29 protein-coding genes and 3 pseudogenes are annotated in these 25,459 nt (G+C 39.4%); 9 read left to right on the top strand and 23 right to left on the bottom strand.

Annotated features, from left to right (window positions below):
* Nucleotides 1-454 precede the first annotated feature (454 nt).
* The 4 genes from G4D76_RS00480 to G4D76_RS15685 all read right to left on the bottom strand — a co-directional run bounded on the left by G4D76_RS00480 (nucleotide 455) and on the right by G4D76_RS15685 (nucleotide 1,643).
* On the bottom strand, nucleotides 455-769 hold the full coding sequence (locus tag G4D76_RS00480) for a class I SAM-dependent methyltransferase (RefSeq protein ID WP_213810251.1): 315 nt from the start codon (nucleotides 767-769) through the stop codon (nucleotides 455-457).
* A gap of 56 nt (nucleotides 770-825) precedes the next feature.
* Entirely contained in the window at nucleotides 826-1,287 is a 462-nt protein-coding gene (locus G4D76_RS00475) for a putative RNA methyltransferase (RefSeq protein ID WP_371814708.1), read from the bottom strand.
* Nucleotides 1,288-1,348: 61 nt separating this feature from the next.
* Nucleotides 1,349-1,534, bottom strand: a complete 186-nt coding sequence (locus tag G4D76_RS00470) for a DUF3592 domain-containing protein (RefSeq protein ID WP_213810249.1) — start codon at nucleotides 1,532-1,534, stop codon at nucleotides 1,349-1,351.
* Nucleotides 1,509-1,643 (bottom strand): hypothetical protein, encoded by a 135-nt coding sequence (locus G4D76_RS15685; protein WP_256440508.1) that lies wholly within the window; start codon nucleotides 1,641-1,643, stop codon nucleotides 1,509-1,511. The genes G4D76_RS00470 and G4D76_RS15685 overlap by 26 nt, the downstream gene beginning before the upstream one ends.
* A gap of 180 nt (nucleotides 1,644-1,823) precedes the next feature.
* Between G4D76_RS15685 and G4D76_RS00465 the strand changes: the two are divergent.
* Nucleotides 1,824-2,999: pseudogene (locus G4D76_RS00465) on the top strand (chromate transporter).
* A gap of 59 nt (nucleotides 3,000-3,058) precedes the next feature.
* On the opposite strand, the gene G4D76_RS00460 reads toward G4D76_RS00465, so the two are convergent.
* The 4 genes and pseudogenes from G4D76_RS00460 to G4D76_RS00445 form a co-directional block, all read right to left on the bottom strand.
* Complete coding sequence (locus tag G4D76_RS00460; RefSeq protein ID WP_213810248.1) at nucleotides 3,059-3,574, bottom strand: DUF5677 domain-containing protein; 516 nt, start codon at nucleotides 3,572-3,574, stop codon at nucleotides 3,059-3,061.
* A gap of 109 nt (nucleotides 3,575-3,683) precedes the next feature.
* Complete coding sequence (locus G4D76_RS00455) at nucleotides 3,684-3,848, bottom strand: hypothetical protein (protein ID WP_213810247.1); 165 nt, start codon at nucleotides 3,846-3,848, stop codon at nucleotides 3,684-3,686.
* 173 nt (nucleotides 3,849-4,021) lie between these two features.
* A complete protein-coding gene (locus G4D76_RS00450) occupies nucleotides 4,022-4,969 on the bottom strand; it encodes an NAD(P)H-dependent flavin oxidoreductase (protein ID WP_250130052.1) in 948 nt (315 codons plus the stop codon).
* 106 nt (nucleotides 4,970-5,075) lie between these two features.
* A pseudogene (locus G4D76_RS00445) lies at nucleotides 5,076-5,923 on the bottom strand (aldo/keto reductase).
* A gap of 368 nt (nucleotides 5,924-6,291) precedes the next feature.
* Here G4D76_RS00445 and G4D76_RS16450 point away from each other — a divergent pair.
* Nucleotides 6,292-6,456: an ion channel gene (locus G4D76_RS16450; protein ID WP_213810950.1), complete on the top strand. Its 165-nt coding sequence runs from the start codon at nucleotides 6,292-6,294 to the stop codon at nucleotides 6,454-6,456.
* A gap of 210 nt (nucleotides 6,457-6,666) precedes the next feature.
* Here the strand turns inward: G4D76_RS16450 and gap are convergent, their stop codons facing one another.
* From gap to G4D76_RS00400, 8 genes are all read right to left on the bottom strand, one after another.
* Nucleotides 6,667-7,665, bottom strand: a complete 999-nt coding sequence (gap, locus tag G4D76_RS00435; protein ID WP_213810246.1) for a type I glyceraldehyde-3-phosphate dehydrogenase — start codon at nucleotides 7,663-7,665, stop codon at nucleotides 6,667-6,669.
* Nucleotides 7,666-7,684: 19 nt separating this feature from the next.
* Entirely contained in the window at nucleotides 7,685-8,701 is a 1,017-nt protein-coding gene (locus G4D76_RS00430) for a sugar-binding transcriptional regulator (RefSeq protein ID WP_213810245.1), read from the bottom strand.
* A gap of 199 nt (nucleotides 8,702-8,900) precedes the next feature.
* Nucleotides 8,901-9,263, bottom strand: coding sequence for a hypothetical protein (locus G4D76_RS00425; RefSeq protein ID WP_026858266.1), 363 nt, complete (start codon nucleotides 9,261-9,263; stop codon nucleotides 8,901-8,903).
* A 13-nt stretch (nucleotides 9,264-9,276) separates the two neighbouring features.
* Nucleotides 9,277-9,963 carry a RadC family protein gene (gene radC, locus G4D76_RS00420; protein WP_084135654.1) on the bottom strand — a complete coding sequence of 229 codons (687 nt, stop codon included), beginning with the start codon at nucleotides 9,961-9,963 and terminating at the stop codon, nucleotides 9,277-9,279.
* Nucleotides 9,963-10,436 (bottom strand): prepilin peptidase, encoded by a 474-nt coding sequence (locus G4D76_RS00415; protein ID WP_213810244.1) that lies wholly within the window; start codon nucleotides 10,434-10,436, stop codon nucleotides 9,963-9,965. Before G4D76_RS00415 ends, radC begins: the two co-directional genes overlap by 1 nt.
* Nucleotides 10,437-10,451: 15 nt before the next feature.
* Nucleotides 10,452-10,670, bottom strand: coding sequence for a prepilin peptidase (locus tag G4D76_RS00410; RefSeq protein ID WP_213810243.1), 219 nt, complete (start codon nucleotides 10,668-10,670; stop codon nucleotides 10,452-10,454).
* A 303-nt stretch (nucleotides 10,671-10,973) separates the two neighbouring features.
* Nucleotides 10,974-11,681, bottom strand: coding sequence for a hypothetical protein (locus G4D76_RS00405; protein WP_213810242.1), 708 nt, complete (start codon nucleotides 11,679-11,681; stop codon nucleotides 10,974-10,976).
* Nucleotides 11,682-11,868: 187 nt separating this feature from the next.
* Nucleotides 11,869-12,189 (bottom strand): hypothetical protein, encoded by a 321-nt coding sequence (locus G4D76_RS00400; RefSeq protein WP_213810241.1) that lies wholly within the window; start codon nucleotides 12,187-12,189, stop codon nucleotides 11,869-11,871.
* Nucleotides 12,190-12,353: 164 nt separating this feature from the next.
* Here G4D76_RS00400 and G4D76_RS00395 point away from each other — a divergent pair, with 164 nt between their 5' ends.
* Entirely contained in the window at nucleotides 12,354-13,538 is a 1,185-nt protein-coding gene (locus G4D76_RS00395; RefSeq protein ID WP_213810240.1) for an amidohydrolase, read from the top strand.
* A 120-nt stretch (nucleotides 13,539-13,658) separates the two neighbouring features.
* On the opposite strand, the gene G4D76_RS00390 is transcribed toward G4D76_RS00395, so the two are convergent.
* The 6 genes and pseudogenes from G4D76_RS00390 to G4D76_RS00365 all read right to left on the bottom strand — a co-directional run bounded on the left by G4D76_RS00390 (nucleotide 13,659) and on the right by G4D76_RS00365 (nucleotide 21,330).
* Complete coding sequence (locus G4D76_RS00390; RefSeq protein ID WP_250130298.1) at nucleotides 13,659-14,483, bottom strand: IS3 family transposase; 825 nt, start codon at nucleotides 14,481-14,483, stop codon at nucleotides 13,659-13,661.
* Between the two features lie 68 nt (nucleotides 14,484-14,551).
* Nucleotides 14,552-15,220, bottom strand: a complete 669-nt coding sequence (locus G4D76_RS00385; RefSeq protein ID WP_213810239.1) for a helix-turn-helix domain-containing protein — start codon at nucleotides 15,218-15,220, stop codon at nucleotides 14,552-14,554.
* Between the two features lie 117 nt (nucleotides 15,221-15,337).
* Complete coding sequence (gene carB, locus G4D76_RS00380; protein ID WP_213810238.1) at nucleotides 15,338-18,532, bottom strand: carbamoyl-phosphate synthase large subunit; 3,195 nt, start codon at nucleotides 18,530-18,532, stop codon at nucleotides 15,338-15,340.
* Nucleotides 18,532-19,620, bottom strand: a complete 1,089-nt coding sequence (locus G4D76_RS00375) for a carbamoyl phosphate synthase small subunit (RefSeq protein ID WP_213810237.1) — start codon at nucleotides 19,618-19,620, stop codon at nucleotides 18,532-18,534. The genes carB and G4D76_RS00375 overlap by 1 nt, the downstream gene beginning before the upstream one ends.
* 564 nt (nucleotides 19,621-20,184) lie before the next feature.
* Nucleotides 20,185-20,775 (bottom strand): annotated as a pseudogene (locus tag G4D76_RS00370) (glycosyltransferase family 2 protein); the annotation flags it as partial.
* 18 nt (nucleotides 20,776-20,793) lie between these two features.
* Entirely contained in the window at nucleotides 20,794-21,330 is a 537-nt protein-coding gene (locus tag G4D76_RS00365; protein ID WP_213810235.1) for a glycosyltransferase family 2 protein, read from the bottom strand.
* A 514-nt stretch (nucleotides 21,331-21,844) separates the two neighbouring features.
* Between G4D76_RS00365 and G4D76_RS14000 the strand changes: the two genes are divergently transcribed.
* The 3 genes from G4D76_RS14000 to G4D76_RS00355 are packed head-to-tail and all read left to right on the top strand — an operon-like array spanning nucleotide 21,845 to nucleotide 23,212.
* Nucleotides 21,845-22,294, top strand: coding sequence for a DUF5058 family protein (locus G4D76_RS14000; RefSeq protein ID WP_250130051.1), 450 nt, complete (start codon nucleotides 21,845-21,847; stop codon nucleotides 22,292-22,294).
* 31 nt (nucleotides 22,295-22,325) lie between these two features.
* Nucleotides 22,326-22,514: a DUF5058 family protein gene (locus tag G4D76_RS13995; RefSeq protein WP_371814532.1), complete on the top strand. Its 189-nt coding sequence runs from the start codon at nucleotides 22,326-22,328 to the stop codon at nucleotides 22,512-22,514.
* A gap of 47 nt (nucleotides 22,515-22,561) precedes the next feature.
* Entirely contained in the window at nucleotides 22,562-23,212 is a 651-nt protein-coding gene (locus G4D76_RS00355; protein WP_035784902.1) for a hypothetical protein, read from the top strand.
* Between the two features lie 200 nt (nucleotides 23,213-23,412).
* Here G4D76_RS00355 and G4D76_RS00350 read toward each other — a convergent pair whose 3' ends face one another.
* Nucleotides 23,413-24,081, bottom strand: coding sequence for a type 1 glutamine amidotransferase domain-containing protein (locus G4D76_RS00350; protein ID WP_213810234.1), 669 nt, complete (start codon nucleotides 24,079-24,081; stop codon nucleotides 23,413-23,415).
* Nucleotides 24,082-24,205: 124 nt separating this feature from the next.
* Between G4D76_RS00350 and G4D76_RS00345 the strand changes: the two genes are divergently transcribed.
* The 3 genes from G4D76_RS00345 (at nucleotide 24,206) to G4D76_RS00335 (ending at nucleotide 25,425) form a co-directional block, all read left to right on the top strand.
* On the top strand, nucleotides 24,206-24,709 hold the full coding sequence (locus G4D76_RS00345; protein ID WP_035784905.1) for a class F sortase: 504 nt from the start codon (nucleotides 24,206-24,208) through the stop codon (nucleotides 24,707-24,709).
* Between the two features lie 84 nt (nucleotides 24,710-24,793).
* Nucleotides 24,794-25,117 (top strand): RNA polymerase sigma factor, encoded by a 324-nt coding sequence (locus G4D76_RS00340; protein WP_213810233.1) that lies wholly within the window; start codon nucleotides 24,794-24,796, stop codon nucleotides 25,115-25,117.
* Nucleotides 25,069-25,425 carry a hypothetical protein gene (locus G4D76_RS00335; protein WP_250130049.1) on the top strand — a complete coding sequence of 119 codons (357 nt, stop codon included), beginning with the start codon at nucleotides 25,069-25,071 and terminating at the stop codon, nucleotides 25,423-25,425. The genes G4D76_RS00340 and G4D76_RS00335 overlap by 49 nt, the downstream gene beginning before the upstream one ends.
* The last annotated feature ends 34 nt before the right edge of the window (nucleotides 25,426-25,459 follow it).

Raw genomic sequence — 25,459 nt, 5'->3', positions numbered from 1 at the left:
ACTCTGATTGGAATATCGAGCTCGAGACCGAAATTGTCCCTGAGAATTTATCGGCCCAGTTATGTAATTCACTATTGTTCATAATATGTTCACCTTCTTAATGTTTTAACCGCCTTAAAAAAGGCAATAAAAAAAGGGAGATCTAAAGTCTCCCTAACAGATAAATAATATAATATGATATCTAGGCCAAAGGCACTATCGAAGAACGACTAGTTAATGATATGAAGAGTATAGCTTTAACTTATGTTTGTGCGTTCTGTTATGTATTTCTTAATGTATTTCATTATATTTTAATGTTCAGCATATTTCAAGGTTATTAGCCTAATTCTTTTGCTTTGTAACCTGTTTGTAATAAACAGGGTAATATTTCATGGAAATTCGTTTTCTTTAGTGTAATTATTACCTATACGGTTTTAAATAGCAAGTTATTAACTGAAATTATTTTGAAAATATTTCAGCTGTTCTTTTCTTCTTGTGCAATAACGATATGCATATCTACTGTAATATCTTTATCGCCGCTACTTATAAATGTTTCAATCTGTGCATCATCTGCATGCCAGCCAAGCGGCGTCATGGAAATTAAGTCCTTCAATGCTGAAGCATTGAGAGTTTTCTTATAAGTAATACGTTCTTCACTTACTACTTTAACATTTCTCTTCATCAATTCAAGTGTATCGTTATTTTCATATTCACTTTCACCGGTATTATTGAACAGTTCATTACGCAATTCCTTTAAATATCCGCTTCCCGGAATCACTTTTATAATCATGCCGTCTTCAGTTAAAATTCGTTTAAATTCAGCGTAATTGGCAGGGGATAAAAAGTTTAATATAAACTTGCATGATTTGTCAGCAAGCGGCGGATTTGCAAGATCTCCGACAAACCATACCGGCCCCTCATAGTTTTCGCAGCCATCATGACACCTGCTTTTGATATATCAAGACCGACGCCTGTCAGCGTTTCTGTGTTTACCTTATGCTGAATCATCTTTAAATGAGAGCCTTCACCAGACCCTGCATCAAACAGCAGTGAGTTTTCTGCCGATTGGTTTGTTATGATGTCAGAAATTCTATTATGTATCGGCGCATACAGTTCAACTTTGCTGATAATTCTATGACGCGCATCAAATAATGCATCATCGTACTGTGTATTTACAGGTTTCTGAAGCAGATTCACATAGCCCTGCTTTGCGAAATCGAAAGTATGATTATTAATACAGACTAAACTGCTAAGTGCTCGGACTTCAACAAATTCGTGACAAAGCGGACATCTTAATTTACTGCTTATATGTTCTGCTGCCGCTGCGCTTTTTCTCTTTTTTTCATTTAAATCTCCTGCCTGACTTATATTAAAATAGAAATATTACTGCACCGATCAAGAAAAATATCATTCCGATAAAACCTGGTATAAATGCTGCTATCGTCTGAACTTTCGTACCGCCGATAAAACAGCGTTTAGGTTTATTAGGATCGTACAGTACATCAAGCTCATAACCGAACGGATAACCGTTATTCACCGAGCCATGGGCTGTCATATTTTTCTTTCTTCACTGCCACACCAAAAGTATAAATAATTAGTGAAACTAAAATTAATAAGAGCCCTATAGACCCGAAAACTATAGTTAAAACTTGTTGATCTGTCATTCTATGAAACACTCCTGATGAATTATTATTTGAAAGATAATTATATCATATGACTGCTGATATAAATTTAAGAATCAGATAATAAAAAGTATGTTAAAATCTTGTAAATGTCTTAATACCAGTTTAAAAATAGCTGTATACATGGTAAGTTTTAATAAATTACATATACAGGAGAAATTAATGAATAAACTCAGAATTCTTTTAGAAATACTATTAGTATCTACGAGACTCGGGCTGACATCATTGGAGGTCCGACTGCACATCTTGGTTATTTCCATACTGAGTATGTACGCAGAAAGAAATGGATGGATGAGAAAAGTTACGCAGATTTAGTCGCACTTTCACAATTCCTTCCGGGTCCAGCATCCAGTCAGGTGGGCATCGGTGTTGGTGTTATGCGCGGCGGCGTACTCGGCGGTCTTACATCATTCATCGGCTTTACACTACCGTCCGTTATTGTATTAATGATTTTCGCATCTCTTTTAACAACATTCGATATCGCAGATGCGGGTTGGATTCACGGTTTGAAAATCGTTGCCGTGGTTATCGTTGCCCATGCAATTATGGGAATGAGTAAAAATCTGGCACCTGACGTCAAAAGAAAAGTAATTGCGCTGTTTGCACTCGTCGCAACTCTGCTATTTCAATCGGTGTTCACACAGGTCGGCGTTATTCTGATTGCAGGGGTCATCGTTTTATTCTTTATAAAAATCATGAAGCAGATGATAATAAAAAAGCAGCGACTTTCCCGATTAAGAAAAGTTTTTCCGCTGTCGTTTAGTGCTATTTTTCGTACTGCTATTTGCATTACCCGCCCTCCGTGAATTAACAGGCTCATACTGGGTTGCGGTAGTAGACAGTTTCTACAGAGCCGGCTCACTCGTATTCGGCGGCGGACACGTTGTACTTCCGCTTCTCGAACAGGAACTGGTTCCGATGGGATGGATTTCTGCAGAAGAATTCCTTGCAGGATACGGTGCAACGCAGGCTGTGCCTGGTCCATTATTCACGTTTGCAGCATACTTAGGAACAGTGATGAACGGCTGGATCGGCGGACTGATCGCAACTGCCGCGATATTCCTGCCGGCATTCCTGTTAATTCTTGGCGCATTGCCGTTCTGGGATTTACTCCGTAATAACGATAAGGTTAAAGGTGCAGTGATGGGCGTTAATGCTGCAGTCATCGGAATATTGATTTCAGCATTATACACACCGATTTGGACAAGCTCAATACTGGAGCCGGTTCACTTCGCACTTGCAGCAATACTGTTTGTGATGCTGGTCTACTTCAAACTACCCCCGTGGGTCATTGTTGTAACCGGTGCACTCGGCGGTATGCTGATTGGATTCATTTAAATATTATTAAAACAGCTGAAAACTTTAATTTTCAGCTGTTTCTTATGGTTACGTGCATTCTATTTCTTTGAATAATTATAGTTTATTGATAGTAAAGTATTAAATTTTCTGAGCTCCTTATTCAAACCATACAATGAATATAATTCTTGTATAACATCTAACAAAAATAAGTTAGTTATTTTAATATTCATTTCCTTATTGTCAATAGCTTCAAATACTGACACTTGACCAGGTTCAAATTTCCATCTCTTCAATACATCAGAAGCATGTACTTCTGCGGATAGTAATCTGTACACTAGGTTATACTCTGCGAATAAGTCTAGTTTATTACATAATTGTTCCAAATTTTTAGTTTTAGAATCTAAATTATACCACTTTTGATTATTTTTTCTTTTTTCAAAAACCTCTGTGTATAAGTTATTAATCCTTTTCAATTTTTCTTCTGAATTGAAACCAATATCTTTGTTTAATCTTTCAATATTAGTATTTAATAATTCTCTTAACTTTCTCCCATTCTTATTATTTTCTATAAGGTTATTATACATTGTTAACTCACTGATTTCGTTAGCTGCCATATAGGATTTGCATATAAACGACGTTCGTCCGTTAGTAATAATTTAAAATAAACATAACTCTCAAAGATATCTCGAGTTATCGAGTCAATAGAAACAAGTTTATTGGCATCTAAAAAATTTTTAATGCATCTGCTTTTCTGACTATGTCTTCATAAAACCCTAAAGTAATTGCATCTTCAATCTCGAAATTTTTATTTGCAGATTTAAAATGTTTTTCAAATATATTCTCTAAGGTCTTTTCAGATTCCCGCAATATGAATTTAAATATTTTCATAGCTATCTCCTATCCATATAGAGCGCTTAGGATCTTATAGAATCTGACTATAATCTCAGCTCAATATATTGCGCGCACTTTCAATAATTTCTTCCACAATTTCAGCAGCTGGCTGTTCTTTCACAAACAGGACGCAGATTCTGCCCTGCCACAGCGACATATATTCAGCATTATTATTTTCGCGGCAGCACTCTGATACTTTTAGTTGCTGAATTCTGATACGGATACGCTAACGGTTCTTCACTGAATTCTTCTATAAATTTATTGAGTATGCCGCGGGCCGGCCTTCCTGAAAATACTTTGGTGATGACTGTATCGTCTTCTTTACTGGTAAAAAGTTTTTGCTTATAAGCTTTATGAATGCCTGCTTCTTCACTCGATAAAAACCGGGTGCCGATCTGCACTCCGTCTGCACCAAGTGCAAGTGCTGCAGCGAGACTCCTGCCGTCATTTACTCCACCAGCAGCAACGACCGGGATTTTTACATTGTCTGCGACTTGCGGCACTAAAGAAAAGGTGCCGATATCTGCTCCGTTATTATGACGGGTTAAATCAAATGTGCTTCTGTGACCGCCTGCGTCTGAGCCCTGGGCAATAATAATATCCACACCGCTCCGCTCGGTAAGAACTGCTTCTTCAACTGTTGTAATCATTGATGTAATAACCATATCGTTTTCTTTGGCCTGCCGAACTCTATCCTCAGAAAGCAGTCCAAATGCTGTACTGATTACTGGTACTTTCTCATCAATTAATACTTGAAACTGTTCATCAAAATAGTCAGCTGCATTAAACTGAATATCTGATTCCCTGACACCTAAAGCTCTGCCAATTCTATGCAGTTCATTTTTCACTATATTTTTCTCTTCATCCTTCGGCTCATCAGAGTTTTCAACACAGAATAAATTCACTGAAAACGGCTTCGCTGTGAGTTTTCGAATTTCATGAACAGCTCGCTTAATATCTTCTGGTTTCATATAAGCAGCACCTAACGTGCCAAGGCCCCCTGCATTGCTCACGTTAGCAATCAGTTCCGGTGTTGTTGCTCCCCCTGCCATTCCAGCCTGGATAATGGGATATTCTATATTTAAGATAGAACACATTTCAGTTTTTAAATTAAGCATTTAAATCCCCCTTTAAAAATTCTGTTACTGTAAACATAATTTAAAAATATTCAAATCAACAGTAAAAGACTCCATTCTTATAAATTCAAAACGGAGTCTTAATATATTACTCAGGTGTCTTCGAAGCGTTCATTCCTGTAACGATATCCATAATATCGTAGTCCACAATACGCGCATATCGTCCATCAAGCTCTGCAATTTTTTCCATATCAGATTCATCAAGTGAAAAATCATGAACATCTAGGTTTTCTGCCATACGTTCTTTACGGACGGATTTCGGAATAATAATTATCCCCTGTTCCAGATGCCATCTCAAAATAACCTGAGCGACCGTTTTTGATGCTTATCTGATATTTCTTTCAGCATTTCATTTTCAAGAATACCGTGTTTGGCTTCAGCAAGCGGACCCCACGATTCAACTTTAACGCCGTATTCCTTCATTACTTTCTGAGCTTCTTTCTGCTGGAGAAAAGGGTGAAGTTCAATCTGATTAACAGCCGGCACGATTTCATTATTGACTATTAAATCTACCAGACGTGTTGAATCAAAGTTCGATAAACCAATCGCTTTAATCTTGCCATCTTTGTAAAGTTCTTCCAGTGCACGCCATGAACCGTAATAGTCTCCGAGCGGCTGATGAATTAAATACAGATCAAGATAATCTGTACCAAGTTTATTTAATGTCTTCTCAAATGCTTTCTTAGCTTTTTCATATCCCTGATCTGCAACCCACAGTTTACTCGTCAGGAAAATTTCTTCACGAGGTATACCGCTTTTTTTAAGTGCGTTGCCGACCCCTTCTTCATTGCCGTAAGTTGCTGCAGTATCGAGACTGCGGTAACCCGTTTCGAGTGCATCCAGCACACAGCGCTCTGTTTCATCAGGTTTAACCTGGAATACACCATAACCTTCAATTGGCATTTCAAGACCATTATTTAATTTCACATGCTGCATATAAATACCTCCGCCAAAATATATAGTATGAATCGCTTTCTACTATTAGTATACAGATATATCTCTTACGAGAACAGACTGCAATTTTCTCAGGTTTTCTATGTAAATGAGGGTTTTATCGGCTGTGAAACAGGGAATTTATAAATCAATATACATCGAGAGGTGTTACTGTAGGCAGACATTTAGGAGTGAGTATATGTCCCAAGCAATTTTGACTTTGTTTATATTATTTTTCCTATTTCAAATCGGTATGTTCGCTAAGAAAAAAGGAGAAATGGCCGGTACACATAACTTTACTATGCAATGGCCGCTTTACCTCTATATTTTTACAGTAATGATTTCTCTCACAATAATCTTTGCCTTAATATATTAGTTATGTCCTTTTCAACACGATACTGATAGATAGTAACCAGGGAACAATAATGAAAGATCACAATCTAGCTGAAATGATTTACTACAGCGGATCCACCTTACTTTCAATCGGATATGGTGACTTAAATCCATTGGCCCCATACGGTATATTTCATTATTGAAAGTTTCCTCGGTATTGTCGCTCCTACAGTAATATTTATCAGTGAAGTGAACAAAAAATTTAAAGACAGCTGATTTAATAAACACCTCGCTGAAATAACAGCAGAGGTGTTTATTAATGAGAGCACTTCAATTCATTCCGTTTATATCAAGTCAAAACATTGCTTCTATATAAAAAACGGGTGGAATATCCACCCGTCAGTCTAAGTTTATTATTGTGTTACCAAATGGTTTAAAGTACGGACAAGCTGAGCAGTATAAGACATTTCATTATCATACCACGCAACAGCTCTTACAAGCTGGTTGCCGTCTACTTCAAGTACACGTGTCTGTGTCGCATCAAACAGTGAACCTTCTTTAATGCCAATGATATCAGTCGAAACAATTTCATCTTCGTTATAGCCGAATGAAGGGTTTGCTGCATTTTTCATAGCCTTGTTTACATCTTCAACTGAAACATTTTTATCAAGAGTTACAGTGACTTCAGTTAACGAACCGGTTGCTACCGGTACACGCTGAGCGCCACCGTCGAGTTTACCCTTAAGTTCAGGCAGTACAAGACCAATTGCTTTTGCTGCACCTGTAGAGTTTGGCACGATATTTTCTGCTGCTGCACGTGCACGGCGGTAGTCGCCTTTTGCATGCGGCGCATCCAATGTGTTCTGATCGCCCGTATAAGCGTGGATCGTTGTCATTAAACCTTGTTTAATTCCAAATTCATCATTTAATACTTTAACAACTGGAGCCAGGCAGTTTGTAGTACAAGAAGCTGCCGAAACTATTTTCTCAGAACCATCAAGTGTATTTTCGTTTACGCCGTAAACGATTGTCTTCATATCCCCTTTACCAGGTGCAGAGATTAATACTTTTTTAGCCCCTGCGTCAAGGTGCTTTTTCGCATCCTGCTCTTCAGTGAAGAATCCTGTACATTCAAGCACGATATCTATATCAAGCTCTCCCCAAGGTAAGTTGGCAGGGTCTTTTTCAGTGAATGATTTTACTTCACGGCCGTTTATTTTGAAACTGTTTTCGAGTACTTCGATATCTCCATCAAAACGTCCCTGAGTTGAATCATATTTGAATAAGTGTGCTAAAAAGTCATCATCTGTTAAATCATTAACTGCGACTACTTCCATATCCTCATAATTTTGAATTTCTCTTGCTGCTAGTCTTCCAATTCTGCCAAATCCGTTAATTGCTACTCTAACCATTAAAATGGCCTCCTTTGTTTTATCCTAATAAGTGTTCTGCTATGACTTCATCTATAAATAAAATTGTATTTTGCGGTGCTAATTTCAAATACGCTTTAACTGCTTCTTTTTTTCCATTTCCGCCTGCAACGGCAAAAATAGAAACTTTATCTCTAAGATCTTCCAGCTGCAGTCCAATAGTATCTACCTTATGGACGACATTTCCGTCAGCATCAAAGTAAAATCCGAAAACTTCACCAACTGCCTTGCCTTTTTCCAGTTTCGATATCACTTCAGAGGTGACGTTTCTTCGCTCTGCCATCTGCAGTGCGTCTCCGATACCATGAATAACAAGCGATGAACGATTATTTAAATTGATAATCTCTCTGACCATCGGTTCTTCTTTTAACAGATCCAGCGACGCCTTGCTGATACTATCAGGAGCGTATAGCATCCGGTGTTCTCCTGCTGTCGCTTGTGCAAGCCGGCTCACTATCGAATTCGCCTGTAACGCGACATCTTCTCCGAGGCCGCCTCTTGCAGGAATGAATAATAAGTCATCGTACTTCGGCTTTAAAAATTTACTGACCAATGCCATAGTTGAGCCTCCTGCGACCGAAACAATCGTTCCATTGGTCAAATTCGCAGTCAGTTCCCCTGCCATTAATCTCGCCAATTCTTCTTTAACCAATGTGTTCTGATCAGCATCTCCCCTGACTACAAATATATCTTTTAAGGAGTATTTCTCTTTCAGCTGTACTGCCAGGTCATCGCGATTTTCTATTAGTGTGAGAAATGGTTCGACATCAATTAAAGTCTGTCCGCCTAAGTCAGAGATAGAAATCCCTTTCGATTCAACTTTTATTAAATTCAATTCCAGAAGGTTATCAACTTCACTGCGTAAAACTCTTTCAGTCATCCCAAGTTCCCTGGCCAAAGTTCTTCTGCCAATCGGCTGTTCATTTTTGATGCAGCTTAATATGTTCAGGCGTTTAAGCATGTGAGATAACATATCAGGTACAATACTTTTCTGGATGTCAATCAGACTTTGCCACATTAGTTCAACCACCTCATATTTTAATGGGACTTAATAAGTCCCTACAGGGACTGTTTATACGATTAATATATCAGACATCTATAGGTTAATACAATATATTTGATTAATTTATGATAATTTTTCTTATAATAATGAATAATAAATAAGAACCACCGTATAAATTACACGGCGGTTCTTATTAGATGCTTTAATCGATGCATCACCAGTCCGACGCATAATATAGTTTATACTTGCTGTAATCTAGAAATTTCGCATGATAAAAATCGATTGCTGCCTGATTAACATACGAATGGTACAGTCTGTCATATTCATATGTACCAAAAAATGGTCCCGGGTATGACGGCAGCAGCAGATTCGCTTTTTCCGGAGAGTAACGAATTTCATTCAGCCTTATATATAAATCTGAAATCATATCTTCCTTTAGCAGTATTTTACCGGGGTTCGAAATGTTGTAATTCGCTTCAAAGTAGCCCTGCAGCGCGTTAAATTTTCTATAGTAGCTGTACTCGATGATCTCTCCTGTTTCAATATCTTCCAAAAGCAGATACATATCTAAACCCATAGACTGACCCCCATCATATATAATTCATTTCTTTCAATGAAACGTATTTACCATCACCAATAATGATATGGTCTAAGAAATCAACACCGATTAACTCACCGCATTCACGCAGCCTTTTTGTCACTTCAATATCTTCCTCGGACGGCGTCGGATCGCCGCTCGGATGGTTATGTACGCAGACGAAAGCGGCAGCACTTCTTTTAACAGCTTCTCTGAAAATTTCCCTAGGATGCACAATACTCGTATTAAGCGATCCGATAAATAATGTCTTCTCTTCTATTACCATATTTTTTGTCGTTAAATACAGCACGATAAAATGCTCCTGATTATAATATCTGACTTTCTCCATTAATATATCCGTCACGTCTTTCGGAGAACGGATGTATTTATCCTCTTCTCTTGAATGCGTATGCATTCTGACAGCGAGTTCTATAAACGCGAGTATCGTAATTGCTTTCGCTTTGCCAATACCGTTAATTGCAGTCAGTTCTTCATAAGTTACATCTCGCAGTTCTCTTATAGACTGTAAATCTCTTAAGATTTTACTCGCCAGACTGATACTTGATTCATTCCGGTTTCCCGTGTTGATTAATATTGCCAGCAGTTCCTGATTCGTTAATTTATCCGGTCCGTAATTCATTAACCGCTCCCGGGGCTTATCGGAATCATGCATTTCTCTTATAAGCAGTTCACCAGTCATTAAAACCCTCCATAATAAATATCGATAAAATCAGCGTACAGATAAAATGTCGTTATTAAACTCGCAGCGATAAATGGAACTAATGGGACTTTTGTAATTCGGGAAGTTTGGAATAGATCCAAAATGATAACAGCAATACCGCCGATAATATATGTAAACAGGAATGTGAAGATAAAAAAATCAAAAGGTGTAATCATCGTTAAAACTGAAAAAAGCTGAATATCTCCGTAACCGATTTTATCTTTGAAAAGTACGTAGAAAATATGGAGCACAACGACTGTCAGAAAATCCAGCCTGATATCCATATACTCGAGCCCGGTTAAATATAAACCGCAGACAAAAAGTAAAATCAGCATATGCGTTGGAATCAGCAGCGTTTCAAAATCGTAAATGGATAATGGAATGAGTATACTGACGAGCAGAGTACAGCAGCATATTGTCGTAACCGAGAGGGACGATAAGCGGCAGAACAAACAGCATAATCGTTACTACTTCACCACATAATTGATTGAAATGGACGTACGGCAATGACTGCAGCGTCCGCAATTTTTTAAATAGCCGATTACTGGAATTAAGTCTGTGACTTTTAAATTATTTGAACACGAATCACAACGGCTTCTTCTTGTTAAAAAAGAAATATTGTCTGTCTGAGTCAATGCATAAAGGAATGATGCCAGCAGTCCGCCCATTACTATGATAAGAGACATATTTAACCTCCAGCTCGTGATAATCACAATATAAGCTGTGAGTAAATTGTTGTAAAATCGCATAAATTTAAAATTTGTATGTAAATCTGATCAATTTCAAAAATTGAATTGAAACTAGTACATTAGTGGAAAACTGCAAGATAAAAAGGATATTTTGTATAATTGCGGATAATTTAAAAAACAAAAAAATCCCGTAATCTACTAGCATAGATTACGGGGTCGGTGTTTAACATGATAAGCGAATTTTTGAATCCTTAAATTATATCATCTGTTTCTCGTTTTATAAAATTACAAGTTGAGATATCATTCATATATACCTTCAGGCACTGTAATTCCGCTGTCATCATATTCACCGTAATTATCCAGGTTCGATGATACTTCTATGTGCAGTCTCTCACCCTCAACTACTCCAGGTGCCGTTGATACATAGGCTACCTGTGATAACTCATTAGTTTCTTTATCGACAACGCCAATTACGCCGTTTTGCTGCTCTGCGAGGTCAGCATTAGTAAATTCAACGCTGAACAGTGTACCAAATGTATCATGCAGGACGTCTTCTGATCCTATATTATGAAGATAATAATTTTCATCATCTTCCGACACATTAACTACATCAGCACTTTCCATAAAAGCATCGTACAGATTTGAATATGAACCATAATAAATTTCTTCTGCATCAGCCTGTCCTGTATAGTCATTCCACATACCGTTTTCATAGACAAACAGTGAGTCGGTATTCGCATAAGCATACGGAACAACTGCACTTTCGGCCGGGTCGAACATTCCGGAGAACACTTCAAACGCGTCGCTTTCATCAATTTCAGCAGTCAGTCCCGCCATATCACTGTCAGCCGGCTGTTCAGAATCTCCGGTAAATACGTGAATGACCATAAAAGTTTCAGCATAATAAGTTGATACGTCCTCTTTAGGCATTAGAACTTCCTCTAGAGCTGCATCTGATTCTTCAGCGTTACTCAGCTGTTCTCCATGTCCCGAGTTCATTTCAAACATTGAGGTCATTTCAGTACCGTCAAGTCCTGTCAGCGGTTCTTCAGTAACCTCAAAATTAATATCTCTTGATGCTGATTCAGCGCTGTCAGCGGAAGCAGAATCGGTTATAGACGATGAACTGTCTGATGAATCATCTTCTTCTGTGCCATCTTCATTCTCAGATTCTGTTTCTTCATCTTCCGCTTCATCATCTGTCTGAATCCTCTGTACCTCTGTCTTCTCCTGTTGTATCTTCTGTTTCTTCAGTAGACTCTTCTTCCGATGTATTCCCTTCTGACTCCGTACCCTCTGTATCCGTTTCAGGGTCGGTCTCAGATCCTGTACCTTCTTTGTCTTCTACAGATTCATCTGAAGCATCTTCTTCAGTACCTTCAGTCGATTCTGTATTTTCTTCTGCTGGTTCCTCTGTATCATTCGATCCGCATCCTGCCAGAAATAAAAAGCCTGCAAATAACAGCAATAGATATCTGATAAAAATCCTCTCCTTAGAATTAGTAAAATAACTCATATTATATAACTTCACTTTCCCTAAAGTTTTCTGATATAAACGAAAATATACATATTTCTGTCACATATACTATTTTAAAGTTAAATTTCAGAATTTATTAAATAATTTGTCAGTTCATTTTAATAATGCTAAAATTGCCTAATATATAAAAAGGGGGATTTAAATTGAGTTTAAAAGAAAAACTTTTTAGTAAACTGGAAGCAAAAGAACAGCAGATTGAGACGAGAAGGCATTTGCATGCCAACCCGGAACTTTCATTTAAAGAAGAAAACACAGCGAAGTTTATCGAAGATTTTTATCAGGACAAAGATGTTAAAGTCACGGCAAATGTTGGAAACGGTTTTGGGATTATCGTTGAAATTAACGGCAAGGCTCCCGGGAAAACAATTGGTCTCCGTGCAGACTTTGATGCACTGCCGATTCATGAAGAAGCTGACGTCCCTTTCAAATCTAAAAATGATGGTGTTATGCATGCGTGCGGACACGATGTACATACCGCCTACCTGCTCCATTTGGGAGAGGCGCTAATTGAATTGAAAGATGAATGGAACGGTACGATAAAACTCATCCATCAGCATGCCGAAGAAGTACCGCCGGGCGGTGCGAAGAGTATTGTTGAATCTGGAATACTGGATGACCTCAATGAAGTTTACGGTATTCATATTTTCCATATGCTCGATGTTGGCGAAGTTGGTTTAATATCCGGAAATTCTATGGCTGGCCGTTCTAACTTTGATTTAACTATACAAGGTTCAGGGGGACATGGTGCAATGCCTCAGACGACACGTGACGCACTTGTTGCTGGTGCGTATTTTGTCGCAGAAGTACAAACGATTGTATCACGCCGTATGGATCCGATGGATTCGGTGGTTGTTTCGGTCACTGCGTTTGATGCACCGGGCGGCTACAATGTTATTCAGGATAAAGTGACGTTACGCGGTACAGTTCGTTATCTTGACGAAAACAATAAAGTACCTGCTTACGAAGCAATGAAGAAAATTGCTGAAGGTATTGAAAGTTCATTCGATGTTAAATGTGACCTTGATTATGTTTACGATTATCCAGTTGCGTATAACCATCCAGAGGAAACTCAGTATGTTGAAGATATTCTTTCAGAAAGTGTCGGTTACATTACTGAAATTAAACATCCCAGACCTTCAAGCGGCTCTGAAGACTTTGCATACTATACACAAAGAACACCTGGTACTTTCATACACGTAGGTTCAAAACCGGAAGGCGTAGAAAATCCATACCCTAACCATCACCCTAAATTTGATGTGCATGAAGATTCTCTTCTGATCAGCGCTAAAACTTTAGGTGACGTTGTACTCGGCCGACTTGGAAATTAATGTAATTTAAAAACAAAATAAACAAAGGGGTTTCACATGTACTGACCTGAACCCTGCCAAGTTGACAGATGAAATAATATAAATGTTTCCCGCCTGAGAATCTGGATTCTCAGGCGTTTTTTATGCCGCCAATGCCCTGAATTCAAGCGGACTCAATCCCTTGAATTTGTGCTGGGGTCTGCGGTGGTTGTAGAAGTCGATGTAGCGTGTAATGTCTTCTATAATCGACTGATAATCATTATAGTATTTCTGTTTGCGTTTGATATGGAAGCGTTCCGATTTGATCTTTCCCCAGAATGCTTCGATTGGGCCATTGTCGATGCATCTTCCAACACGGGACATGCTTTGTTGAATCTGCTGGGCATCCAGAATCTTTTTAAAGCCGTAGGAGGTGTACTGGAAGCCACGGTCGCTGTGCACAAGCGGTGTTGCCTGCGGATGCTTTTGAATCGCGGAAGTGAATGTATCGAAAACAAGTTGATTATTGTTTGAACGGCCGAATTTGTAAGTCACAATACTGTTGTCGTACAGATCGATGATCGCGCTCAAGTAGGCTTTCTCTCCGTTCAACGCTTTGAATTCAGTCACATCGGTGAGCCATTTCTCATTCACATGGTCTGCGTGGAACTCTCTGTTCAATACATTCTCAGCGACCTGTTGTGGGGTGTGGGGAATATAGTGCTGCCTTTTAATCCGAGTCACCGATTTCAAGCCCATCCGTGTCATCAGCCGATAGATGCGCTTCCTGTTGTATGCCGTCTCCAAGGTTTTGTTGACCGCATAGCACATCTGACGATAGCCATAGATGCCGTCCGTTTCGACATAGATTTCGGCAATCGTACTGGCCACTATATCATTCTCTGCTTCAGTGTGGGGGACGGAACGTTTCCGATATTGATAATAAGCCTGTCTTGAGATGCCAGCCGCATGACATAATTCAGAGATGGCGTAGCCTTCATTATGCAGCGCAGTGATGGCAGTGTGAAGCGTTTCGCTGTGAACCCGGCTGTATTTTAATCCCTCTCGAGTTCCTCCAACTTTTTTAAAAGCGCATTCTCCACCTCAAGCTTCCGTTTATCTGCTTTGAGCATGGAAATCTCCCTGTTCAATCGGTCCGTCTCGGTGAGCTGGGCTTCCGATTTTCCTTTTCCACGTTTGTCCTCAAGGCCCACTTCACCATATTCCCGATACTTCACAACAATGTTCCGGGCCTGCTGGTAGCTCACCTCGAACCTTTCGGCAAGCTCACGATAGCTGATCTCTCTCTGCGCATGATACTGTGCGATCTCAATCCGTTCTGCGTATGTTGTTTTCCGTCCCTTATTCAATGGTGAAGCACCCTCCCGTGTCGTTCTTATTTCTTCACCATTATTGTAGCGCATAATCCATTTTCGTACAGTCTCTTTTGACGGGATGTCGTATTTGTATGCAAGTTCAGTAAGGGAAATCGTCTCATTCTGGTGTTCTCTTGCGATCATTTCTTTGAATGTGCGGGTGTAGGTCCTGTGCCTGCTCCGTCTCTTTAATCCCTCAGTTCCATATGTCTCATATTTTCTTCGCCACTCTCTGAATGTTTTGTCAGGAAGCCGATGCTTTGCGGCCAGATGGCTTGGGCTGGCGCCTTGGATCCATTCTTGGATGATCTCCAGTTTTTCTTCGGGCGAAAAATTTCTCCCTGTCATAAAAGAACCCCCTCCAGGTTTACAGATTTTTTGTTTCATCTGTAAACCTGGAGGGGGTCAGCTCATACTTTCGGACTACCTTTTTATTTTGCCTAAAGTTTCAAATCAGATGGCGGTTTATACTAACGCATTGATTTGGAAACCGCGGTCTTCCAATACGTATAGAATTGCTTCTGCTGTATCGATGGATGTTAATAGTGGCACACCACGCTCGATGGCAGCTTTACGAATTAATTGACCCGAGTTTTGGTCGTGTCGCGCGCGACCCCATGTATTAATGATAATTTGTGCACGTTCTTCGGTAATCAAGTTCACTAATGTTTGCTCAATTTCTTTTTCGTCTGTTACTTCATTTGATGTCACTGCAACAGTATCAATACCTGCAGCTTCAAATTCCGCTTGCATGTCGCCCGTTACCATGACACTGAAGCCAATTTGACGGAAACGTTGTGCCAATGCCAAACTTTCTGCTACGTCAGCCTTGGTAATTGTGAACAAGACATTACCGAAATCATTGACGTGGATGTTGCTACCTGCAAAGGACTTGTATAGTGCTTTTTGTAGGTTGATATCTGAACCCATCACTTCACCAGTTGATTTCATTTCTGGTCCTAATTGCGGATCAACTAGGTTCAATTTAGTGAATGAGAATACTGGTGCTTTTACATGAACCATGTTGCCTTCAGCGTAAAGACCTGGTTGGTAACCTTGGTCAATAATGCTTTCGCCAAGGATAGCACGCGTTGCTACTTGTGCCATTGGAATACCCGTTACCTTACTCAAGAAAGGCACTGTACGGCTGGCACGTGGATTTACTTCAATCACATAAACTTGGCCATCTTGAACAATGAATTGAATATTCATCATACCCAAGCAATTTAAGCCAAAAGATAGACGTTCAGTGTAATCGACGATGGTCGCCTTCACCTCATCAGATAGACTTTGTGAAGGATAAACGGCCATAGAGTCACCTGAGTGGACCCCAGAACGTTCGATATGTTCCATAATTCCTGGGATTAAGACATTTTCACCGTCACAAATTGCATCGACTTCGACTTCGGTACCCACTACATAATGGTCAATCAAAATTGGACGGTCTGGAGAGGCAATCATGGCATCTTCCATATAGCTGCGTAAGTCGGCATCGTTATCCACGATTTCCATACCACGCCCACCTAAGACATAACTTGGACGTACTAAGACTGGATAGCCAATCTTACTTGGGATTTGTAAAGCATCTTCTACAGACATTGCTGTAAAACCTTCTGGTTGAGGGATTCCTAAGTCTGTTAAGGCTTGCTCGAACAAGTCACGGTCTTCAGCACGATCTAAGTCTTCTACGGTTGTCCCTAAGATAGGAATACCTAATGCATGTAATGGTTCAGCTAGATTTATCGCTGTTTGACCACCAAATTGTACAATAACCCCTTCTGGTTGTTCAAGGTCGATGACATGTAGTACGTCTTCTAAAGTAAGTGGTTCGAAGTAAAGTTTATCCGAAATAGAGAAATCAGTTGAAACTGTTTCTGGGTTGTTATTCATGATAATCGCTTCGTAGCCAGCTTGTTGGATTGCTTTAACAGAGTGAACTGTGGTGTAGTCAAATTCTACCCCTTGACCGATACGGATGGGACCTGAACCTAATACTAAAACAGTCTTTTTGTCTGAAGGCATACTTTCGTTATCAGCACTATAGGTTGAATAGTAGTATGGTGTGTTCGATTCAAACTCGGCCGCACAGGTGTCAACGGTTTTGTAGACTGGGCGAATGCCGTTTGCAGCTCGTAAGTCACGTACATCTGCTAAATCATTTTCCCATAGTCTAGAGATGGCTAAATCAGAGAAACCATAACGTTTTGCTTCTTTTAAGACAGCAACATCTTCTTTATTGGCTTCAAGTGTATTTTCTAATTCTACAATGTGCATTAAAACATCTAGGAAATAGAGATTAATTTTTGTCATGTCATGCAATTGTTCAATGGTATATCCGCGGCGCAAAGCTTCAGCTAAGTAGAAGATACGGTCATCTTGTGCACGTGTAATCTTATCAATTAAGGTTACTTCATCAGCTTCGCGACTAGCAGTTGTTGCCATGTGTTCAGCACCAATTTCTAGTGAACGGACAGCTTTTAACAGCGCTTCTTCAAGGTTCGTACCAATAGCCATGACTTCACCAGTGGCTTTCATTTGAGTACCTAACTGACGATCACCTTTCTCGAATTTATCGAATGGCCAACGTGGAATCTTCGCAACCACATAGTCCAAAGCTGGTTCAAATTCGGCTAAGGTTGTACCTGTTACAGGGTTGATCATTTCATCAAGTGTTAACCCTACTGCGATTTTGGCTGCAATTTTGGCGATTGGATAACCAGTTGCTTTAGATGCAAGCGCTGAAGAACGGCTCACCCGTGGGTTTACTTCAATAACGTAGTAATTGAAGCTGTTTGGATCTAAGGCTAATTGCACATTGCAACCACCTTCAATACCTAAGGTACGGATAATCTTTAATGATGCATCGCGCAACATTTGGTTTTCGTGGTCTGTTAGAGTCAAGGTCGGTGCGAAAACAATTGAATCTCCTGTATGAATACCAACTGGGTCAAAGTTTTCCATGTTACAAACAACCAAAGCATTATCTGCGCTATCACGCATTACTTCGTATTCGATTTCCTTGTAACTAGCGATTGAAATTTCAATCAAACATTGGTTTACAGGCGATAATTTAAGGCCCTTAGCAACAATTTCACGTAATTCAGCAGGGTCATTACAAATCCCCCCACCTGTTCCACCCATGGTAAAGGCAGGACGTACAATTACTGGATAACCAGCCTGTTCTGCGAAAGCTAGTGCTTCGTCAACTGTATGTACAATATCACTCTCAGGAACTGGTTCATTCAATTCACGCATTAGATTACGGAAAAGGTCACGGTCTTCAGCTTGATCGATAGCTGATAATTTTGTACCCAATAATTGGATACCTAATTCATCTAAAATACCATCATTGGCTAATTCAATTGCCATGTTTAAACCTGTTTGGCCACCTAAAGTAGGTAGAATCGCGTCTGGACGCTCTTTACGTAAGATGCGTGATACAAATTCTAGCGTAATCGGTTCAATATACACTTTGTCAGCAATTTCCGTGTCAGTCATGATAGTTGCTGGATTGGAGTTAACTAATACAACTTCATAACCTTCTTCACGTAAAGATAAGCATGCTTGTGTACCAGCATAGTCAAATTCTGCTGCCTGTCCGATGATAATTGGACCAGATCCGATAACCATAATCTTGTGAATATCAGTACGTTTTGGCATTAAATAGTCCCCTCCAAGTTCTTGTTGTTATCCATTAATTCAATAAAACGATCAAATAAGTGGTCTGCATCATGTGGTCCTGGTGCTGCATCAGGATGATATTGCACACTAAAAGCAGGTAAAGTTTTGTGGCGCACACCTTCTACCGTTTCATCGTTGATTTCGATATGAGTGATTTCTAAATCTGTATGCACTAATGAATCAGCATCTACCGCATAACCGTGGTTTTGAGAAGTGAAATCAATACGACCAGTAGCAATTTCACGTACAGGGTGGTTAAAGCCACGATGGCCGAATTTCATTTTGAAGGTTTCGCCACCATTCGCTAAACACAACAATTGGTGACCAAGACAGATACCAAACAAAGGTATTTTACCTTGAATTTCATTAATCATGTCTAAAGCTTCTGGAATACTCGTTGGATCCCCAGGGCCGTTGGTTAACATGACGCCATCAGGAGCTAAACGTAAAATTTCTTGGGCAGTTGTATCATATGGTACCACCGTTACATTACACTCACGTTTGTTTAATTCACGTAAAATTGAATGTTTCAAACCAAAGTCTACTATGACCACATTCTTACCAACATTTGGATTCACATATCGCGTTTTAGTTGATACTTGCGCTACTTGGTTTGTAGGCAAGTCTGTCGCGCGAAGTGTCGCAAGCGCAGCTTCAATGTCAGTCCCCTCATTTAGTAAACTAGCTTTCATCGTTCCGTGACTACGGATTGTTTTGGTTAATTGACGCGTATCAATATGTTTAATGCCTGGTATATCATATTCCACTAAGAACTCATCCAAGCTCATTTTTGATCGCCAGTTAGATGGGAAACGTGCAACTTCACGACAAATGATAGCCTTCACGGTAGGGTCTACAGATTCAAAATCATCAGCATTTACACCATAGTTTCCAATTAATGGAAAGGTAAATGTTAACATTTGACCGTTATAACTCTGGTCAGTTAATGATTCTTGATAACCTGTCATTCCTGTTGAAAAGACTACTTCGCCAATAACCTCTTTCGTAGCACCAAAAGCTTCACCATAAAATGTTTCACCAGTTTCTAACAACAATATTTTTTCCATTTTTTCACTCACCTTCAACGAACATACCGATTATGACCATTTACATTTACACTATAAAAAAAAGCACTTAGCCCGAGGGCTAAGCGCTTTACGACACTACAAGTAAATTGAAGATATAGTAAACAAACCATTCGCATGGTTTCACTTGACCCCTTGAAAGCCTCACAGGACTTGATTTAAAGGTTGCTTTATTTTTTCTAAGATTACGCTATTGACTATGCAAAGTCAACAAAATCATGTAAAAAACTATCATGTTTCACAATTTTATATACAATCTACTCATAGAATTCTAATAAAAGTCCCTTAAATCCGGTCTCCTGAAATTTCATTACTATATTAATTTAGGTTAGAATGTGCAAATACTGTATAAAAATGAAAAGGCAACAAGCAAGCACAAATCCTTATTCCTTAAAGCTACTTGTCTCTTTACAAATGCACTAGCTTTATTTAGCTTGTCTTATCGAATGCTTCTCGTTCAATCTTATGCCAACTATGCAAGTGGGTACTATAAGTAATCGCAGCATAAACGAACAAATAGTAGATAGGGTCTATAGAAGATCGAATCTAGAATTGTAATACCAAAAGTTTCAAGGTATCCCCGCGGAAAAATTGATAGTCTTGGATAAAATATCTGCCCACGTAGAAAACCATCGTTTGAAAAACACAAAACAGAAAATATAACCGCGCAAGTGCTATCGCGGAAGAAACATTTAATATGCCTAGCATGAATGATAAAGAAATAATGATGATACCTAGTAATTCAATAAATGGCGCCATCAATTCACATAGAAAATAGAATAAGTACGATACGGTACCTAGTAAACCATATTTAGGATTTAACATGATGGTACGGTGTTGCCACATACTTTGTATTAATCCTCGATGCCATCTCGACCGCTGTTTCGTCAAGTCTTTTAAAGTAAAAGGCGCTTGCGTCCAACAGATTGCATTCGCAACATACCGATTATTATAGGGGATTTTATTCTCTACGTAATACCGATGTAAGCGTAAAGCCAAGTCCATGTCTTCAGCCACACTATTCACATCATAACCATTCACACGAATAAGCGCTTCCTTTTTAAAGAGACCAAACCCACCCGATACATTTAAATTACCATTAAAAGCATCGCTAAAAATGCGAGAGCCCATAAAGGCTCGTGAATACTCTAGTGACTATGCTCTACCAAAACTTTTAGAGATTTTTGTTTCCACAGGATATGCATGTTTAAAAACAACATCATTTGAAACGCCTAATAAACCACCAACAGCAACCGTAGTCGCGTCCTCAAAGAAAGGTCTAATCGCATGCTTTAAGGCGTCCGCTTGTAAAATTTCATCGGCATCCATTGACACAATATACGGATACTCTGAAACGTTAATCCCAGCATTTACAGAGTCAGCCTTATTCCCCCCATTCTCTTTGCGAATCAATTTAATCGAAATGCGTCCTATTTTATGACCATAAACCGCTTGTATAGGTTTACTAAGGACTTGAAGACGAATTGGATGGGTTATAAGTGACAAATCAAATGCATCAATCACTTTTTGCCCAGTACCATCTGTAGATCCATCATCGACAACAATTATTTCAAAAATTTTGTAATCCTGGTACAACAAGTTATTGATTGTCGAAAGAATGGTCGCACTCTCATTATAAGCTGGCACGATAATAGAAATTGGATAGTAATATTCGTGGTCTAACTGATTCATCATCAACCTGCGTTGTCGATTTCGGTAAATTTTAACCATTGCAAATATATTCCCAACTGAAATATAGGTCACATAAAAAAATAAATAGTATAAGAAAAATATTCCGTATATTGAATCACTTCCCTAACATCCATGACTTAATCCTTTCTGGTCATAATAATAGATTAATTGCTCCTTAGCATACGGATCATCTCCATTAAATATGATACTCAACTCACTTGGAGCAACCGCTAATTCGCTTAAAGCGATACTTGCATTTCTTCGAATATACCACTCTCTCGAAAAAATTTTTTCTTCAATTGATCAATAGTTGCTGGTCCTGGATAGTGGGCTAATGTTGAGGTAGCGACTCCTGCACACGCCCATTCTCGCACGTCACTGGTATCTGCCCATTTTAAAATATATGGATATGCCTTATCTACATGAACTTTTGCATAATAACGTAAAATAGCACAGGTTAAATCAACATTCTCGTCTTTATTTGTTCAGTTTAACGGTAGGGTTTCATTATTACATGGGAATGGATTTTGCCAACTCGCCTGTTGTCTGGATATTTGCTTCTGCAATTGTTGCACTGGTTATATCTCAGGCACTTAAATTTTTATCTTTATCAAAAAAAGCAGCAAGAGATGTCGGCATCAGTGAAACAAATATTAAACGTGCAATTAAAACAGGAAGTATTACTGCGATTGGACCGTCAATCGGTATCATCATCGTGGCTGTGTCGCTGATTTCATTAATCGGCAACCCGCTCACAATGATGAGAATCGGTGTTATCGGATCGGCTCCTATTGAAAGTATGGGTGCACAGCTGTCCGCACAATCAGCAGGAGCAACTTTAGCAGGAGATGGTTTTACTCCTGAAATATTTAACCTTATTGTCTGGACATTATGTATCGGCGGTGCCGGCTGGATGATTTTTACATTTTTTCGCTACACCGTACTTGAGCAAGATTCAGACTAAACTCACATCAAGACCTAAAGGTGAATATTTAATGGGCATCATTGCAAGCGGTGCAATGATTGCGGTGTTCGGTTCATTAACCGGTGCTGAAATGATTAAAGGCGCGCCATATCTTTTCACGGCAATTGTGGCGGTAATTTCGTCACTGACATTTAATTATATAGCAAATAAAAAAGGAATTAACTGGCTGAAAGAATGGTCATTAGGTTTTTTATACTGATCAGCTTATTCGCAGTTTATTTCTTTATATAAAACGGAGGGGTTTTTATGCAGGAATTTAGAGCAGCCTCTCATAAATGGGGCCGTATTACTTTAGGGTTAGCAATTTTAATATCATTTGCAATGCCGTTATACATTTCATTCATAATGGGATTCCATCCCGGATTCTCATTAATTATTAACAGCTTTTTAGCATACGCAGCAGTCGTTGCCATTGTCTGGTTTTTAGAACCGATTATGTATTTCCCTGTCCTCGGAGTATCCGGGACATATGTTGCATTCTTTACAGGAAACATATCAAATATGTGTCTCCCGGCAGTTGCATCATGTCAGGAAGCAGTCGGAGTCAAGGCGGGAACTGACGAAGGTGAAATCATTGGAACACTCGGCATCAGTGCAGCATCACTGGTCAACAAAATTATACTGATACCGGTTATCCTTGCCGGACTGTGGCTGTTAACAATTATTCCGGAAAGTGTTCAGGAAGTATTTCCGTTCGTACTCCCTGCAATCTTTGGCGCAGTACTCGCACAATTTGCAGGTAAGTTCCCAATTTACGGTCTACTGGCACTCGGTGTCGGTATACTTATTAATATGTCGGCACTGCCGCTGTTCTCGAAAAACATTTTATGTATCGTAATTCTTATTGCAATCATGCTTACTATAAACAAGATGAAAAACAAAAACGCTGCAGCTTAATATTTTGATAAATGACCTGGAAACTGATGTTTCCGGGTTGTTTTTTGATTTGCGGCAGCTTTAAATGTCTTCGGGTACGACGGTGGATCCGCGTCGTACTTTAACACGGCATCACAAATTGATTTCGACTAAATTTACGCTAAATATATCAGCAAAAAGACGGGACCTCAACAAAAGGCACCGTCATAACCGTAAATATATTATTGTAGTCTATTAATCACTGCATCGGCAACGCCTTGTGCAGAAGCCGGGTTCTGTCCTGTTATGAAACTGCCGCTTGAAACGACATTTTCTTCCCCTGCCGCGCCTTTAACAAAACCGGCGCCGTTTTCTTCAAGTTTAGTCTGCAGCATAAACGGCATATCTTCGGACAGGTTCGCCCCATCTTCTTCTTCATTTGTAAATGCAGTCAATTTAATCCCATCGACTAAATATTTACCGTCCTTAGTTTTCGCATTGGCAAATGCTGCCGGACCGTGACATACTGCACTGATAACTCTTCCATTATCTTTAAAGTAAGCCATAATATTTTGAATATCCGCATCTCCCGGGAAATCGAACATTGCGCCGTGCCCACCTGCTAAAAATATCGCATCATAATTCTCGTAAACGAGATCTCCGATACGCGGTGTGTTTTGAAGCAGTTTAGTTACTTCAGTAAATTTCTCATCATCGTTACCATTCTCGACTGAATTTGGATCGATAGGTACTTCCCCGCCTTTAGGTGATGCTATATCAACTTTGAAGCCCGCACCTTGAAATGCAATATACGGTTCAGCCGCTTCAGACAGCCACACACCTGTCGGTTTATTCTTGTTACCTGCAATTGTGTCAGCATTTGTAACCATAATTAATACAGATTTACTCATATTGATATCCACTCTCCTTTTAATTTATCTACCCTGAAAATTTGATAATTAATCCCGGTTTAAAAACTTATGTGATCTAAATCTCTTTTTTCTGCGTATCCTTATTAAGACAAGGAGGAATTTTATGAAGCTGTTAATGCCTTTATTGCTTACAATTCTGCTCGCCGGCTGCACTGCAAACGATTCTGAAAAGCAAGTCCCGGAAAGTGAACCGGCTGAAGAAAGCGTGACTGCCTCTCTCGGCCTTTTAGATAATGGAGAAATGGCAGTACCAGAATCTATCGATGACACTTCCTGGTATGAACCAGGCTATAAACCAGGTGAACCTGGTAACGCTGTTATTGCAGGTCACGTGAGTGATACTGTTGATCCCGGAGTGTTCTCAGAGCTTCATACGCTGAATCAAGGCGATGAAATTATCATTCACGGTATGGAAGGTGAAGTGCTCACTTTTACTGTTTTCGATAAAGAACTATATGATGCGGACGAAGCACCATTAGATAAAATTTTCGGCTATTCCCACCGCAGCTTATTAAATCTTATTACATGTGAAGGCGTCTATGATTATGATGTTGGCGGCACGCCGAACCGCTGGGTAATCTATACTGAGTTGAATTCTGAAAGTTAAGACTGCATAGAAGCTATGTCACCTACGCTTCTATGCTTTTTTATTATATAAATATGATGAAAGACGTAAATTGAGGAGAATCAGATGACTAAAACGGACTTGGAACTGTACGATAGCATGTGTTCAGGTGACAAGAGCGCACTCGAATCCATCTATTCCAAATACGAAAAATTACTTTATTCCTATGCCTACAAAATGACTTCGACCCACGAAGTTTCCGAAAAAATTGTTCAGGATGTATTCATCAAGCTATGGCAGAACAAAAATCCATATGATGCCGACAAGCCCAAAATGTCTACCTGGCTGATTACTATTACAAGAAACTCCGTCATAGATCTTTTCAGAAAGAAGAATTCTCAATGTTCATGGATACAGCAACAGACGGCAACCTGCCTGCCGAAGCATTAGCTGAAGGATTACAGATGCATGTAGAACAGCTTGTTGGTGCATTCGATGCATATGCAGCTGAAGATTATCAAGTTGCATATGAACAAACAAGAGAAGCATATCACCATATGTTTATGACAAGTAAAGGACTGTCCGGTGCAATCGTTACACAAATGCCAGATCAGTTTATGATGGAAATGCCTGCTGAAATGCCAAACACAGCAATGGCAGCCCCGGCAGACAATAATACCCTGCTAATCAGCATTTTCGCAGGTCTGGTTCTGTTATCAGCAGTCATGATTACTTTAAGAATCAGAAAAACTAGCTAAAACTTGTTTAAACTCAAAAGGCTGAGACATAAGT

The organism is Jeotgalicoccus sp. WY2 (assembly GCF_018437745.1).
Taxonomy (GTDB): Bacteria; Bacillota; Bacilli; order Staphylococcales; family Salinicoccaceae; genus Jeotgalicoccus; species Jeotgalicoccus psychrophilus.
Note: the sequence above shows the minus strand (reverse complement) of the source record. Positions and strands in the feature narration are given on the sequence as shown.

Excerpts from the sequence above, each read along its gene's own strand:
- G4D76_RS00480 (WP_213810251.1), bottom strand. The coding sequence starts at position 769 with ATGATTATAAAAGTGATTCCGGGAAGCGGATATTTAAAGGAATTGCGT.
- G4D76_RS00470 (WP_213810249.1), bottom strand. The coding sequence starts at position 1,534 with ATGACAGCCCATGGCTCGGTGAATAACGGTTATCCGTTCGGTTATGAG.
- G4D76_RS15685 (WP_256440508.1), bottom strand. The coding sequence starts at position 1,643 with ATGACAGATCAACAAGTTTTAACTATAGTTTTCGGGTCTATAGGGCTC.
- G4D76_RS00460 (WP_213810248.1), bottom strand. The coding sequence starts at position 3,574 with ATGGCAGCTAACGAAATCAGTGAGTTAACAATGTATAATAACCTTATA.
- G4D76_RS00455 (WP_213810247.1), bottom strand. The coding sequence starts at position 3,848 with ATGAAAATATTTAAATTCATATTGCGGGAATCTGAAAAGACCTTAGAG.
- G4D76_RS00450 (WP_250130052.1), bottom strand. The coding sequence starts at position 4,969 with ATGCTTAATTTAAAAACTGAAATGTGTTCTATCTTAAATATAGAATAT.
- gap (WP_213810246.1), bottom strand. The coding sequence starts at position 7,665 with ATGGTTAGAGTAGCAATTAACGGATTTGGCAGAATTGGAAGACTAGCA.
- G4D76_RS00430 (WP_213810245.1), bottom strand. The coding sequence starts at position 8,701 with ATGTGGCAAAGTCTGATTGACATCCAGAAAAGTATTGTACCTGATATG.
- G4D76_RS00425 (WP_026858266.1), bottom strand. The coding sequence starts at position 9,263 with ATGGGTTTAGATATGTATCTGCTTTTGGAAGATATTGAAACAGGAGAG.
- radC (WP_084135654.1), bottom strand. The coding sequence starts at position 9,963 with ATGACTGGTGAACTGCTTATAAGAGAAATGCATGATTCCGATAAGCCC.
- G4D76_RS00410 (WP_213810243.1), bottom strand. The coding sequence starts at position 10,670 with ATGTCTCTTATCATAGTAATGGGCGGACTGCTGGCATCATTCCTTTAT.
- G4D76_RS00405 (WP_213810242.1), bottom strand. The coding sequence starts at position 11,681 with ATGTTTGAAATGAACTCGGGACATGGAGAACAGCTGAGTAACGCTGAA.
- G4D76_RS00400 (WP_213810241.1), bottom strand. The coding sequence starts at position 12,189 with ATGAGTTATTTTACTAATTCTAAGGAGAGGATTTTTATCAGATATCTA.
- G4D76_RS00385 (WP_213810239.1), bottom strand. The coding sequence starts at position 15,220 with ATGACAGGGAGAAATTTTTCGCCCGAAGAAAAACTGGAGATCATCCAA.
- carB (WP_213810238.1), bottom strand. The coding sequence starts at position 18,532 with ATGCCAAAACGTACTGATATTCACAAGATTATGGTTATCGGATCTGGT.
- G4D76_RS00375 (WP_213810237.1), bottom strand. The coding sequence starts at position 19,620 with ATGGAAAAAATATTGTTGTTAGAAACTGGTGAAACATTTTATGGTGAA.
- G4D76_RS00365 (WP_213810235.1), bottom strand. The coding sequence starts at position 21,330 with ATGAATCAGTTAGACCACGAATATTACTATCCAATTTCTATTATCGTG.
- G4D76_RS14000 (WP_250130051.1), top strand. The coding sequence starts at position 21,845 with ATGGGAATGGATTTTGCCAACTCGCCTGTTGTCTGGATATTTGCTTCT.
- G4D76_RS13995 (WP_371814532.1), top strand. The coding sequence starts at position 22,326 with ATGGGCATCATTGCAAGCGGTGCAATGATTGCGGTGTTCGGTTCATTA.
- G4D76_RS00355 (WP_035784902.1), top strand. The coding sequence starts at position 22,562 with ATGCAGGAATTTAGAGCAGCCTCTCATAAATGGGGCCGTATTACTTTA.
- G4D76_RS00350 (WP_213810234.1), bottom strand. The coding sequence starts at position 24,081 with ATGAGTAAATCTGTATTAATTATGGTTACAAATGCTGACACAATTGCA.
- G4D76_RS00345 (WP_035784905.1), top strand. The coding sequence starts at position 24,206 with ATGAAGCTGTTAATGCCTTTATTGCTTACAATTCTGCTCGCCGGCTGC.
- G4D76_RS00340 (WP_213810233.1), top strand. The coding sequence starts at position 24,794 with ATGACTAAAACGGACTTGGAACTGTACGATAGCATGTGTTCAGGTGAC.
- G4D76_RS00335 (WP_250130049.1), top strand. The coding sequence starts at position 25,069 with ATGTTCATGGATACAGCAACAGACGGCAACCTGCCTGCCGAAGCATTA.